Raw genomic sequence first — 13,183 nt, forward strand, 5'->3', positions numbered from 1 at the left:
GGTGATCGCGTGCCGGTAGACTAACCGGACATCCGTCCTCTGTGGTGCCCGAAAGGTCGACCGCGTACCCGGCCGCCCACGCCGCACCGCGAACGGATCCAATACGGGGGATCGACATGTCCGAAGTGGGAGCGGTCGTCGACGTGTGTCGCGACATCGACGAGTACATCGCGCGGGCCGGGGTCTGGCGGCCCGGGTCGCCGTTTCCGGTCCTCGACGGACCGCAGCTCGACCGGTATCGATCGGTGTTCCCGGCCGGTGGACTGCCGCGGGTCGCCGTCACCCCCCGCCCGGGTGTGGTTCTCTCCGTCGGGCCCCCGGTCAGCGCCGCGGCGGGTCGGCTGCTGGCCCTGGCGACCGCCCGCCCGCACAGCCACGTTCCGCCCAGCGAGTTGTCCGAGGCCCTCGACCGGGCCCGGGGCGGCTTGGTCGCCGTCGTCGGCACGGTCGAGGCGTTGACCGCGGCCGGAGACTGGCCGGGGGCGCGGGCCGACCTGGTGGGTGTCCTGACCGGCCGCAGCGAGGCCGCGCTGAGCTGTCTGGTGTTCCGGACCGTCACCGTCGACGCGATCCCGTCGGATCAGGTGTTCACGGTCTCGCACCCGCTGATGGAGGGCGCGGACCGCGCCGACGCGGCCAGCCTCGCCGAGCTGGAGACCGTCCGCCGGGAGCACGTCAAGGTGCTGGTGCTGCGCGGTCAGGGGCGGGAATGCTGCTTCGGCCTGATGGACAGCATGGTGTGTGGCCGCGAGGATTCGATGTACCTGCCCGTCCTGCCGGCGGACCCGGACCAGCGGGCCACGCCGTGCATGTCGGGCAGGGGCTGCTTCCGCACCGACCTGACCCAGGACGAACTCGTGCCGGCCGCGGATCTGCGGGCCACCCTCGTCCTCGCCCACAGCTGCTCGTCGATCGCGGTGGGCGCGAACGCCTACCCGCACCGGATCGCCCTGGCCCTGGGCCTGCTCGAGGGCACGGCGGTGGCGGTGGTCGGCGCGCTCGGCGTGCACGTCGCGCAGCTGGGCACCGCCTCGGACTTCGTGGCGGCGATCGACGCGGACCTGCCACTCGGCGAGATCACCCGCCAGCTGGCGGTACGCAGCCAACCGCTCGGCGGCGCGCTGGTCCGGTTCGGCCTCCTGGGCGATCCCGGCCTCACCATGCCGTGGCGCGACCGGACGGCGATCACCGCGCTCGGTGCGCGGGCCCGCCTGGAGCCCCCGGACCACCGCGACCTCGACCGGTTGGCGGCGATCGAGCAGGTCATGGCCCGGTTGGAGAGGCTGCGCTGGCTCGACATCGCCCTGCCCGAACAGGAACTGCTCGGCCTGCGCGAGCGTCTCCGCGCGACCTGTGCCGAACCGAACGACCCGCGCGCGGGCGAGCGGGCCGGCGAGATCGAGACCGACCTGGCGGAACTCCAGCGGCAGATGGTCGCATCGCTCACGGAGCACATCTACACCACCGGGTGGAACTTCGGCGGCTCCGCGTTCGCCACTCTGCGGCAGCACTCGGAGTCCCCGACCGACTGCCCGAACTGCGGTACGGCCAGGGCGACGCTGATCGAGCTGCGCCACCGGATCGAGCCGGAGCTGAGGGTGAGTACCCTGCAGTGCCGGCGGTGCGGCGACATCTGGTGGAGCACGGGACCGGTCGACACGGCTCTGCGGTGGGAGGGGCCGGTGGACGTGACCGCCGTGCCCGAGGAGCCCGTGGCCGTGGAGCGCACGCTCGTCAACGACTCCGACCGCGTGGTCCGCGGCGCGATCGGGTACGCGTTCCGCAGCCGGCGCTACCTCGGCCTGCCGCCCGGCTGGTCGGAGCCGCTCCTCCTGAAGCCCGGCGGACGCCACCTCTTCCGGCACGACGTGGACCTGGTCTCGTACAGTCCGCAGCCGGACACCCACACGACACCGGTCGTCGCCATCGCCGACGGGATCTACGCGGCGTCGATGGTGATGCTCCGACTCGGCTAGGCGGCCAGGTCGGTGAACCATCCGGCCAGGTCGCGGACGATTCCCCGTCCGGCCTCCTCATTGACGCCGTCGCGGCGCCACCGGGCCCGCAGCAGCCAGGAGTGGTCGGCCTGCGGAATGGCCTCGATGATCAGGTCGGACTGGATCCGCGGCGTCCGCAGCTGCACCGTCGTCAGGGTCACGCCGGAGCCGAAGTCGACCAGGCCGGGGAACTCGTGGAGCACGACGACGACCTGGAACCAGGGCCGCTGGCGCTGCGACCAGCCGAGGATCCGGGACACCTCGTCGGTCGGGGTCCGGGAGTGCCGGAGGCAGTCGAGCACCGAACGCGCGGTCCTCTTCAGCTCCGTCAACCGGTCGGCCCCCGGGACGATGTCGACCGGCACCGGCAGCTGGTTGACGAAGCAGCCGACCACCGGGTGGAACTCGGCGTCGAAACGGCCGCTGACGACGGTGCCGAGGCACAACCGGCTCTGGCCGAACCTCGCGCCGAGGACCGCCGCCGTGCCGTACAGCAGCAGGGGCAACGACAGCGCCCCGGCCCGCCGGCCGTAGGCCACCGCGTCCCGCACCACGTCGGCGGGCACGACCGTCGAGTACTCCACGGACTCCACCTGGCTGAGTGCGGAGGTCGCCGGCAGGAGCCGCTCCGGCTGGACGCTGAGCGCCTCCCGCCAGAACGGCACGTCGCGTTCGACCCAGCGGTCGAGCTGGTCCCGCTCCCAGGCGATGTAGTCCTGATAGGACGGTACGGGCTCCCACTCCGGAGCCGTCCGGGTCAGTCGTGCCCGGTAGGCGATCCCGAGGTCGTTGAGGATCAGTGCCGAGGACCAGCCGTCGATCGAGATGTGGTGCACCGCGATGCACAGCAGATGGCGGTCCGCGCCGAGGTCGACCAGGCGGACCCGTGCCGGTGGACCGTTCTCCAGGTCGAAGGGGGCGTCCCACCAGTCGGCGCAGAGGGCCTCGGCCACCGCCTGCACCCCCTCCGGGGGCGTCACGCCGTCGAAGGTCGACAACTCCGTCACGACGCCGGCCCCGGCCGCGGACAGCTCGACCTGGACCGGCGCCATCGCGTCGTCGAACGTGTAGATGGTCCGCAGTACCGCGTGCCGGTCCACGACGTCCGCCACGGCCGACGCGAGCACATCCGGCCGCAGCGCGCCGGTCAGCAGCGATACGGAGATCACGGTGTTGTCGTCGAGGTCCGGATCGAACTGGTGCGACAGGAACAGGCGCTCCTGCGCGTGCGAGAGCGGCCCGCCCCGTGCGGAAACCGATTCCTCGTGCACCACGGCCCCCCGGCGTCGAATCTGATGTGGACGGACAGTCTCGCACAGTCCGGCGGCGCGAACGGGACCACCGACGCGCGCCCGGCGCACTATAGTCGCCACCATCAGGGTCCATTCCCGGATGCCCGATTGCTGCGCCAGTACGTCAGTCGGAGGAACAGTTGACCCAGGTCCGCGCCGCCGCCTTGCACGATCCAACGCTTCCGGCACACGGCATCGACGTCTTCGCCGCGGCCGACGACCTGCTCGGTCACGCGGTGCGCACGCCGGTCCGCCGACTGTCCTGGTTGGAGCGGATTGTGGGAGTCCCCGTCTGGGCGAAACTCGAGTCGCAGCAGCACACGGGTTCGTTCAAGTACCGGGGCGCCTACCTCGCCGTCCTACGTGGACCACAGCGCCCGGTGATCGCCGCCTCCGCCGGCAACCACGGCCTGGCGGTCGCCGAGGTGGCCCGGCTGCTCGGCAGGGAGGTGAACATCTGCGTGCCGGTGACGTCGAGCCGGCTCAAGCGCGAGCGGATCCTGGCGACCGGAGCGGGACTCGTCGAGTACGGCAACGCCCTGGACGAGGCGACGGCGCACGCCCGGGGCCTCGCGGAGGCGCACGACCTGCATTTCATCTCCCCGTACAACAACGCCGACGTGATCGCCGGTGCGTCCACCATCGCCCTGGAGTTCCTCGACGAGGTGGGCGACCTGGCCACCCTCGTCGCGCCGATGGGTGGCGGGGGCCTGGTCTCGGGACTGGCCCTGGGCGCGGCCGCTGCCGGAGCCCCGGTCCGCCTGTTCGGATGCGAGCCGGAGCGGTACGCGTCGGTGACCGCGAGCCTCGCCGCTGACGAGGTCACGCAGGTGCTGCACCAGCCGACGTTCGCCGACGGTCTCGCGGTGAACCTGGATCCGGGGTCGATCACCTTCCCGATCCTGCGCGAGTACCTCGCCGACACGGTGGTGCTCAGCGAGGAGGAGCTGGCCGCGGCGACGTACGCGCTGCTGGTGCACGAGAGCATCCTGGTCGAGCCGGCCGGTGCGGCGGCGGTGATCGCGTGCCTGCGGTTGGCGGCCCAGGGCCGGCTGACCGGCCCGGTCGGGATTCCGCTGTGCGGCGGCAACCTGCACCACAGCACCCTGTCCCGCATCCACCGCTTCCCGTTCACCGACCCGGACCTGATTCGGCTCCTGGACCTGCGCGGCCGTGCGGTGGCGGACCTGCCGGTCCGGATCACCCGGCCGATGCGGGAGGCACCCGACCCCGTCGAGGCCCCGGGCAGCGCGCTCGCCGCGCAGCGGACCGACCTCCTGACGCAGCTGGGCACCGTCCGGCTGGACCTCCTGTCGGCCAGGCAGGAGATCGACGAGCACACGGAGTACTGCGCGCAGAACCTCCTCGCCGTCGAGGGTTCGGTCGTGGCCCGGCTCCGCGAGGCCACCGACGCGACGGTCCAGCGGATCACGGCGGAGCGGGTGGCCGTCGAGGCCGGGGCCGACCGGGACCCGGCGGACACGCTGGCCGGTGGCGAGGTGATCCTCCGGTACGGCCTGGCGACGCTCTCCTACGTCCGGGGCGCGATGGAGTGGTGCTCGCCGTCGTACGCGCAGTCCAGGGCGGTCCAGTTCTTCGACACCGGCGCGCAGGACTCCCCGGGCGTCAACTACGAACGCTACGAGCACGCCAGCTGCCACGGCATCGAGACCCAACTCCTGGAGGTGCTCGGCCTGGCACCCGACCAGCGGGGGCTGAGCGTCACCTCCTCGGGCATGGCCGCGTACTCGCTGATCGAGGCGTTCCTGCTCCGGGCCCGACTGCGGCCGGGCGACACGGTGCTGCTCGCCCCGTACATCTACTTCGAGGCCGCCGAGCAGCTGACCGCCCTGCCGTCGGTCCGGATCGCGCACGCGCCCGGGTACTCGGTCGAGGAGATCCTGGCGGGCGTCCGGGAGCACCGTCCGAGGTGTCTCTTCGTAGACCCCGTCGCCAACACGGCGCAGCAGCGGATGATCGACATTCCCCGGCTCCTGGCCGAGTTGAGGTCGGTGGTCACCCACCGCACCACGGTCGTCATCGACGGCACGATGGTGTCGGGCGCGCTGCCCGACGCGGCGCTCGCCAGCGACGACCTGGTGGAGGTGCTGTACTACGAGAGCTGCTCGAAGTACCTCCAGCTCGGTCTCGACGCCGGGATGGCGGGCCTGGTCGCGTACCCGGTGCGGCTGCGCCCCCATTTCGAGCGGCTGCGACGCAATCTCGGCGCGATCCTCTACCGCCACCACGCCCAGCTGTTCCCCCGGTTCGACCGGGCCTTCTTCCAACGACGCATGCGCCGGATCAGCGCGAACGCGCTGTACGTGGCGGAGACGCTGCACGCCGACGAACGCGTCCGCGAACTCGGCCAGGTCTGCTACCCGGGGCTCGGGGACCATCCGGACCTGGCGATCGCCCGCACGCTGCCCTACGCGGGCGGCTGCGTGACGTTCTCCTTCCACGAGGCCGGGCGCAACCACCGCGACGAGCTGGAGCCGCTCATCGACCACATGCTCGCCACCGCGCGGCGGAGCCACCTGCACCTCACCAAGGGGGTCAGCTTCGGCTTCTCCGTGCCGAGGGTCTCCGCCGCGTCGAGCATGGCGGAGACCGAACCGCCGTTCCTCCGGTTGTACACCGGGGACCGGGGCGGCGAACAGGTCGCCCTGTTGGCCGCGGCGGTCAGCCGCGCGCTGGTCGGCTAGGAATGCCGGCCCCCGCACCCACCGATGCCCGAAGCTTGCCGACCGTCGCGGTCTGCTACGACCTGGGCGCCGCGAGTCCGGTCGACGTACTGGCCGCGAGCGCCGACCTGTGCCGGCCGGTGTTCCTGTGCGACCTCGGACTGCCACACGTCGCGGCGAACCGCCGGCTGATCGGTTCCTGCGGGACGCTCGTCGACATCACGGGTCGGTCGGCGCGGTCGGTCGCCGACCACCTGGCGGAGGCGGGGATCCGGCACCTGACGACGTTCAGCGAGGGGCGCCTCCCGTTCACGGCGGCCGTGGCGGCGTCCGCCGGCCTGGAGTACCACTCGGTGGAGACCGCACGGCGCTGCGTGGACAAGGCGGCCCAGCGCGCGGCCCTGGCCGGGGCCGGGGTGGACACCGTCCGCTCGGCGACCATCACCCGGCCCGACCAGTTGTCCGGCGCCCTCGCCCAGGTCGGCGTGCCGGCGGTGCTCAAGCCACGGGTCGGCGTCGGCAGCGCGCGGACGGTCGCGGTCGACGACGCCGGTCACGCCGCGGCGGTCCTCGCGGAACTCGGCGTGGTCGACGGTGACCTGTTGACGTACCCGTTCGTCGTCGAGGAGATGCTGCTCGGGGACCGGTCGGTCGCCGGGCCGGACTGGGGCGACTACCTGTCCGTGGAGTCGGTCGTGCGGGGCGACGCGGTCGAGCACCTGTTCGTCACCGGACGCTTCCCGCTCTGCCCGCCGTTCCGGGAGACGGGCGCCGTCCTCCCGTCCACCGTCCCGCCGGAGGTCCAACGGTCGGCCTGTCAGCTCGCGGAGCGGGCCGTGCGGACACTGGGCATCAGACACGGGGTCACCCATACCGAGGTGAAGCTGACGGCGTCGGGGCCCCGCCTGATCGAGGTGAACGGGCGGCTCGGCGGCGCGCTGTCCGCCACCGTGCGGCGGGCGGCCGGGTTCGACGTCGTGCGCGCCGCGCTGCGGAACGCGCTGGGACTTCCCACCGGGTCGGTCCCGTTGACCTTCCGGCGGGTGGCGTTCCAGTACTTCGTCCAGCCGCCGACCGACGCCCTGCACGTCGCCGCCCTGGCGCCGCCCGCCGCGGCCCTGAACCTGCCGGGCGTGCGCCGGGTGGATCTGCGGCGCGGGGCGGGCGATCCGGTCGACTGGCGGAACGGCACCGACGGCCACGTCGCGGTGCTGCACGGCGACGCGGACGACCACGAGGCGGCCCGGAGTACCGTGCGCGCGGCGGTCGAGGCCCTGGCCGTCCGCTACCGCTGACCGGCCAGCACGCGGAACTCGTGCGTGGTGCTGCTGCGGTGGACCGAACCCGGGTCCAGGCGCACCGACGGGAAGTCCGGCCGGTTGGGCGCGTCGGGCCACGCCCCCGTTTCGAGGCAGATGCCCGACCGCGGTGCGGCGTAGCTGTCGGCGGTGTAGACACCGAGGCCCGGGGCGTCGGTCCGCACCAGCATGCGCCGGCCGCTCTCCGGGTCGGACAGGTCCGCGGCCCAGTCGGTCCCGTCGAGCACGAAGAAGTTGTCCACCGGCTGACGCCCGAGCACCCTGGCGCGGGTGAAGTCCAGTGGGGTGCCGCGCACGGGCCGGGGCGGCTCCGCCGTGGGCAGGAGTTCGGCGTCGAACCCCAGGTACCTCCCGGCGTTCAGCGCCAGTTCGTGCCGGTCGACGACGCCACCCCCGGAGAGGTTCCAGTAGGCGTGGTTGGTCAGGCCGACGATCGTCGACGCCGTGGTGGTGGCCTCGTACTCCATGGTCAGTCGGTTCCGGACGTCGATCAGGTAGCTGCTGCGCACGGACAGGGTTCCCGGGTAGCCCTGGTCGCCGTCCGGGCTGACCAGGTACAGGTGCACGGCCGCGTGTTCCTTCCCCTGTTCGGTCTCGGCCCGCCAGACCCGGCGGTCGAAGCCGTGGCCGCCGCCGTGGATGTGGTGCCGCCCGGCGTTGCGGTCGAGGAGGTGTGGCGTGCCGTCGAGGGCGAAGGTCGCGTCGCGTACCGACCGGCAGTACCGTCCGACGGTCGCTCCGACGTAGCCCGTGTTGGCCAGGTAGGCGGGCAGGTCGTCGAGCCGGCCGACGACGTTGGCCATCCGACCGGTGCGGTCGGTGACCCGCACCTCGACCAGGGTCGCCCCGTACGTCCAGACCACGATCCGCATGCCCCGCCCCGAGTCGAGGACGTACGCGTCCACCGGCTCGTCGAGGATCCGCCCCACGCTGTGTCGTTCCACCCGCACCGCGGTCACCTCACCGTTCGTCGCGGAGCAGGGCCGACAGCTGGAGATAGTCGGTCTTGCCGTTCGGGTTGAGGGGCAGGTCGGCAAGGTGTCGCGGCTCCGCCGGCACCATGTACGCCGGGAGTCGCGCCGCCAGGCCGGCGACCAGCACCGTGCCGTCCAGTTCCCGGCCGGTGTAGAAGGCGTGCAGGCGCTGCCCGGTCGGGTCGCACAGTACGGCGGCGTCGTCCACCCCGTCCTGTTGGCGGAGCGCCGCCTCGATCTCGCCGAGTTCGACCCGGTAGCCGCGCAGCTTGATCTGCCGGTCCAGCCGGCCGAGGTGAACCAGTTCGCCGTCCTCCGACCGCACCCGGTCGCCGGTGCGGTACCAGTGGTCCGGGCCGACCGGACCACCGGCGTGCACCCGCACCTGCCCGTCGACGACCCGCAGAAAGCGCTCGGCGTTGTCGGCCGGATCGAGGTAGCCGGGGAACCGCTGGGTCCCCCGGACGCAGAGCTCCCCCTCGTCCGGGGTGACCGCACCGTCCCGGACCAGGATCCATTCCAGGCCCGGCAGTACCGCGCCGATCGGAACGGTGCGGTTGCTCGTCACCGGCGCGGTGGCCGGCAGCCGGTACTCCGTGCAGCTGACCGTCAGCTCCGTCGGGCCGTAGACGTTCTCCAGCTGGCTCCCCGGGGCGGACGTCCGCCACGCCTCGGCCTGTTCCAGGGTCAGCGGCTCACCGATGAAGATGCTCCACCGCAGGCCGGACATCGCCGCCGGGGCCAGGGTCCGGGCGCGGCGCGCGTAGGAGACGGTGGACGGCACGGAGAACCAGTGGGTGATCGCGCGCCGGTTGACGTACCGGGTGGGCAACAGGACCTCGGCGGGCTCGGGCGCCACCAGCGTCGCGCCGCTGACCCACGAACCGAACAGGTCGAAGACGGACGGGTCGAACGTCAGGTCGAAGTTCTGGGTCAGCCGGCACCCCGGGCCCAGGCCGTACCGGGCGGTGATGTGCCGCACGTAGCTCAGCACGCTCGCGTGCGTGATCGGAACGCCCTTCGGTGTTCCGGTGGAGCCGGAGGTGAACAGGATGTAGGCCACCGCCGCCCCGTCGACCTCGGCGCAGGTGCCGTCCGCGATGGCCGGCCCGTCGAGGCGCGGCAGCAGCACGGGGGCCGGGCCCTCGGCGACCGCCGGGTCGACGGTGTCGTCGACGAGGATCAGGTCCACCCCGGCGGCGGAGGCGACCGCCACGGTGCGGGCGGCGGGGAACTGCGGATTCATCGGTACCACCGTCGCGCCCAGCCGGAGGGCCGCCAGGTACCCGGCGTAGCTGATCAGCGAGCGTCCGCCCAGCAGTCCGACCCGGCGGGGCGCCGGCACGAGGTCCGCCATCTCCCGCGCCAGCTGGCCGGACGCGTGCCAGAGCTGCGTGTAGGTGAGCTGAGCGCCGCGCACCTCCAGTGCCGGTTCCTCGGGGTGCCGCCGGACAGCGGACGCGACGGCCCGGGCGAGACTCACCCCGCCGCCGCCGCGTACCGGGACTCGCACTCCGAGACGACCTCGCCGAGCACCCCGGTCAGCAGGGTCTCCAGCGGAAACTCGATGCCCAGCGCCGACTCCACCTCCTCCATGATCCAGATGGCGCGCATCGAGTCGCCGCCGACGGCCAGGAAGTTCGACGCCGTGTCCACCGCGCCGCCGAGGTGGGTCCGCCACGCCCCGCACACGACCGCGTGGACATGTTCACTGCTGGCCATCCGGCCCTCCGATGGTCGTGGCCGCGGCGAACGCCGTCACGTCGGTGACCGTCGCCCCCCGCTTCCGTTTCGTTGTGGTCGCCGCCAGCCCCAGTGCCACGTCGGCGCACCCGTGGGCGTACGCGTAGCGGAGCGGCGCGTGGATCGTCGCCTCCAGGTAGGCGGACAGGCGTCCCGGTGACTCCGGGCCGGCCATGCCCAGCTCGTGCACTTCGAGCCGGTCGCCGAAGTGGCAGCAGACGGTGGCCGCCACCACCGCGTCGGCGTCGCGGACGACGAAGGCGGGATACCGGCCGGCCCCAGCGGCGATCCAGCGCCGGAGCCGGAGCGCCACGAACCGCGGGTGTTCCGCCAGCCCGTACTTCGCCTTCACCGCGGTGACCATGGGCGCGATCTCGTCCACGACCGTGCCGGCGTCCACCGTCGCGCTGGACAACGAGCACCGGGCGAACCGCCGGTCGTCACTGGCGAGCGTCTGCCGCTGGTCGCGACGGAGCCGCGCGCGGTAGTCGTCCGGCCCGGTGCCCCGCAGGCGCAGCGCGCTCGCGGACCCGATCACCTCCCGGCTGGCCCCGGAACCGAAGCCGGCCTGGAAGGCGGCGCCGGTGTCGGCCTGGACGTACGGCGCGATGGCCAGCCGCCCGGCCTCCGTGGCCATCGCCACGCCCCGGGACACCAGCGCCGCACAGGCCCGCTCGGCCTTGGCGGGGGACAGTTCGGTGGACACCAGCACGCCGCTGACCAGGCCCTGGCGCCCGCCGAGATATGCCAGCGACGTCAGGCGGGCGGGAGCGGACCAGCGCGCCGAGATCACCGCGAGGTCGTAGGCGGCGTCGGCGATGGTGTCGGACAACGGGATGTCCACGGGGAGGACACCCACCGTCGCGGCCCCTTGGCGCGCCACCAGGTAGTGCCGTCGCCACCGCGGATCGGCCGCGCTCAGTCGCAGCGCACCGGGCGAGAGCGACACAGCCGGGTACCGCCAGCCGGTGGGCCCCACGTCGGGCGGCAGCTCGGCGACGGCCTCCACGCGCAGCGCCCGGGGCTCAGCCGCCATCGGGCGACTCCCTGGGCACGACCGGCCGGCAGGCGGCGATCAGCGCCGCGATCTGCGAGTTCGCGCCGAACTGGCGCGGACTCAACTCGAGGCCGTACTGCCGGCGCAGCCGTTGGATCACGCGCACGATCAGCAGCGAGTGCCCACCGACGAAGTAGAAGTCGTCCGCCGGTGAGATGTCCGTCGTGCCGATCGCGTCCCGCAGGACCTCCAGGACCGCGTCGGTCGGATCTGTCGGAACTCCCTGGTCAGTCATGCTCGCCACCCCGTCCGTCCGCGCTGTCGAGCGTGGCCAGCAGCCTGGCCCGGTCCACTTTTCCGTTGCTGGTCATCGGCATCCGGCCCGCGTCGACCCACCGCGCGGGCACCATGTACCCGGGCAGGTGCCGGGCCACCGCGGCGGAGAGCTCGACGGTGAACGCGCCCGGTGCCGGTTCGGTGGCGGCCGTGTAGAAGCACACCAGGTGGGCCGGCCGTCCGCGCTCCACCCGCTCCACCACCGCCGCCCGGACCAGGCCGGTCGCGAGCACGCCCTGTTCGACTTCTTCGAGCTCCACCCGGTACCCCCGAATCTTGATCTGTCGATCTGCCCGGCTCACGAACCGCAACGACCCGTCCGGCAGGTGAACGGCGAGGTCACCGGACCGGTAGACCGCGGCCGGCGGCAGGGCGACCGCGGGGACGCCGGGCAGCGTGACGAACTGCCGGGCGGACAGCTCGGGCCGACCGAGGTACCCGTTGCCGACCCCGGGGCCGCCGACGCAGATCTCCCCGGTCTCCCCGGGGCCCACGTCCCGGCCCTCCGCGTCGAGCAGGTAGATCTCGTAGTTCGCCAGCGGATCGCCGAGCGGGATCCGGTCGCGCCCGGCCAGCGACTCCGTGGTGCACTCGAAGCGGGTCGCGAACACCGTGCACTCCGTCGGCCCGTAGCCGAGCACGAGGCGCCGTGGCGGCGAACTCCGACAGACCCGCAGGACGGTCGCCAGGTTGGGCGCCTCGCCGCCGAAGATGACGGTGTCCAGGGCGGCGAACGCGGCCGGGTCCTCCTGGGCGATCAGGTTGAACAGCGGCGTCATCAGGAACATCACGCTCACCCGCTCGCGCCGCAGCACCGCCAGCCAGTCACCGAGGTCCAGTTCCCCGATCCCGGGCAGCACCACGATCGTGGCGCCCGCCGCGAGCGTGCTCCACACCTCGAACGTCGTGGCGTCCGACGCGGGGCTGGACAGCGACGCCACCCGGTCCGTGCCGGTGACGCGGCACAGGTCGTGGGCGGCGAGGAAGTTCACGACGGCGCGGTGCGGGGCGACGACCCCCTTGGGGTGCCCGGTCGAACCCGACGTGTAGGCGACGTAGAGCGCGTCCTCGCCGTTCGTCACCGCGTGTGGTGCCGGCGTGGGGTCGTCCGGATCCGCCGGCAGGGGCAGGACCACGCGTCCCGGCAGCTCCGGCATCGCCCAGTCCGGCTGGTCGGCCGCCTCGACCACCGCCCGCGCGCCGATCTCGTCCGCGATCAGGCGGTTGCGGGCGGCCGGGGCATACGGGTCCAGCAGCACGTACCAGGCTCCGACGCGGGCCACGGCCAGCATCGAGACGACCATCTCCACCGAGCGGTCCATCGCGATGACCACCGGATCGGCCGCGCCGACCCCGTTTCGGACCAGTGCCCGGGCGACCCGGCCCGACTCCGCCCACAGCTCCGCGTAGGTGAGCTGCCGGCCGCGGTGGCACCGGACGGCGCACGCGTCCGGCCGGCTGTCCCGCTGCGCCTCGACGAGGTGGTGCACCCCCCGGGCCGCGACCTCGCCCACCGCGGGCACGGCCCGCGCGGGTGTGCTGCCGTCCCGCCGGGAGATCAGCACGTGGGCCCCAGTGCGGTGACGGCGTCCACAATGGAACGCAGGGTGCGGAACGTGTCAGCGGTGATCAGGTGCGGGGGAAACGAGATCTCGAAGGCCTCTTCGACGTCCACCATGAAGGCGACGGTCCTCAGGGACCCGAATCCGAGCCCGACCAGCTCCACGTCGAGATCGTGCACGGAGAGCGTTCCGCCGCCGGGGATGTGCCGGTTGGCCAGAGCGATCACCCGCGTCACTGTTTCGGTCATAGCTGCAATCTAGTCAACGCGGCGCCGCCCC

11 protein-coding genes are annotated in these 13,183 nt (G+C 72.9%); 3 read left to right on the forward strand and 8 right to left on the reverse strand.

The genetic code is table 11. The features are described from left to right. The first annotated feature begins 116 nt into the window (after positions 1-116). Positions 117-1,976, forward strand: coding sequence for a hypothetical protein (locus PT931_RS30410; RefSeq protein ID WP_456249153.1), 1,860 nt, complete (start codon positions 117-119; stop codon positions 1,974-1,976). Here PT931_RS30410 and PT931_RS30415 read toward each other — a convergent pair. Further along, positions 1,973-3,268: a condensation domain-containing protein gene (locus PT931_RS30415; protein WP_456249154.1), complete on the reverse strand. Its 1,296-nt coding sequence runs from the start codon at positions 3,266-3,268 to the stop codon at positions 1,973-1,975. The two genes, PT931_RS30410 and PT931_RS30415, sit on opposite strands and share 4 nt — an antisense overlap. A gap of 161 nt (positions 3,269-3,429) precedes the next feature. Here PT931_RS30415 and PT931_RS30420 point away from each other — a divergent pair, with 161 nt between their 5' ends. After that, entirely contained in the window at positions 3,430-5,994 is a 2,565-nt protein-coding gene (locus PT931_RS30420; protein ID WP_456249155.1) for a pyridoxal-phosphate dependent enzyme, read from the forward strand. A gap of 35 nt (positions 5,995-6,029) precedes the next feature. Continuing rightward, positions 6,030-7,268, forward strand: coding sequence for an ATP-grasp domain-containing protein (locus tag PT931_RS30425; protein WP_456249156.1), 1,239 nt, complete (start codon positions 6,030-6,032; stop codon positions 7,266-7,268). Here the strand turns inward: PT931_RS30425 and PT931_RS30430 are convergent. The 7 genes from PT931_RS30430 to PT931_RS30460 are packed head-to-tail and all read right to left on the reverse strand — an operon-like array spanning position 7,259 to position 13,152. Further along, a complete protein-coding gene (locus tag PT931_RS30430) occupies positions 7,259-8,242 on the reverse strand; it encodes an aldose epimerase family protein (protein WP_456249157.1) in 984 nt (327 codons plus the stop codon). The genes PT931_RS30425 and PT931_RS30430 overlap by 10 nt on opposite strands. Positions 8,243-8,252: 10 nt before the next feature. Then, a complete protein-coding gene (locus PT931_RS30435) occupies positions 8,253-9,779 on the reverse strand; it encodes an amino acid adenylation domain-containing protein (RefSeq protein WP_456249158.1) in 1,527 nt (508 codons plus the stop codon). Beyond that, a complete protein-coding gene (locus PT931_RS30440; RefSeq protein ID WP_456249159.1) occupies positions 9,746-9,988 on the reverse strand; it encodes an acyl carrier protein in 243 nt (80 codons plus the stop codon). The genes PT931_RS30435 and PT931_RS30440 overlap by 34 nt, the downstream gene beginning before the upstream one ends. Further along, on the reverse strand, positions 9,975-11,045 hold the full coding sequence (locus PT931_RS30445) for a hypothetical protein (protein ID WP_456249160.1): 1,071 nt from the start codon (positions 11,043-11,045) through the stop codon (positions 9,975-9,977). The genes PT931_RS30440 and PT931_RS30445 overlap by 14 nt, the downstream gene beginning before the upstream one ends. Continuing rightward, positions 11,035-11,301: an acyl carrier protein gene (locus PT931_RS30450; protein WP_456249161.1), complete on the reverse strand. Its 267-nt coding sequence runs from the start codon at positions 11,299-11,301 to the stop codon at positions 11,035-11,037. The genes PT931_RS30445 and PT931_RS30450 overlap by 11 nt, the downstream gene beginning before the upstream one ends. Then, positions 11,294-12,907: an amino acid adenylation domain-containing protein gene (locus PT931_RS30455; protein ID WP_456249162.1), complete on the reverse strand. Its 1,614-nt coding sequence runs from the start codon at positions 12,905-12,907 to the stop codon at positions 11,294-11,296. The genes PT931_RS30450 and PT931_RS30455 overlap by 8 nt, the downstream gene beginning before the upstream one ends. Beyond that, positions 12,901-13,152, reverse strand: a complete 252-nt coding sequence (locus PT931_RS30460) for a phosphopantetheine-binding protein (RefSeq protein WP_456249163.1) — start codon at positions 13,150-13,152, stop codon at positions 12,901-12,903. The genes PT931_RS30455 and PT931_RS30460 overlap by 7 nt, the downstream gene beginning before the upstream one ends. Positions 13,153-13,183: the final 31 nt, after the last annotated feature.

The sequence above is a fragment of the Longispora urticae genome, assembly GCF_053902585.1.

Bases quoted from the DNA above. Each gene is read 5' to 3' on its own strand.
- PT931_RS30410 (WP_456249153.1), top strand. From the start codon at position 117: ATGTCCGAAGTGGGAGCGGTCGTCGACGTGTGTCGCGACATCGACGAG.
- PT931_RS30440 (WP_456249159.1), bottom strand. From the start codon at position 9,988: ATGGCCAGCAGTGAACATGTCCACGCGGTCGTGTGCGGGGCGTGGCGG.
- PT931_RS30445 (WP_456249160.1), bottom strand. From the start codon at position 11,045: ATGGCGGCTGAGCCCCGGGCGCTGCGCGTGGAGGCCGTCGCCGAGCTG.
- PT931_RS30450 (WP_456249161.1), bottom strand. From the start codon at position 11,301: ATGACTGACCAGGGAGTTCCGACAGATCCGACCGACGCGGTCCTGGAG.
- PT931_RS30460 (WP_456249163.1), bottom strand. From the start codon at position 13,152: ATGACCGAAACAGTGACGCGGGTGATCGCTCTGGCCAACCGGCACATC.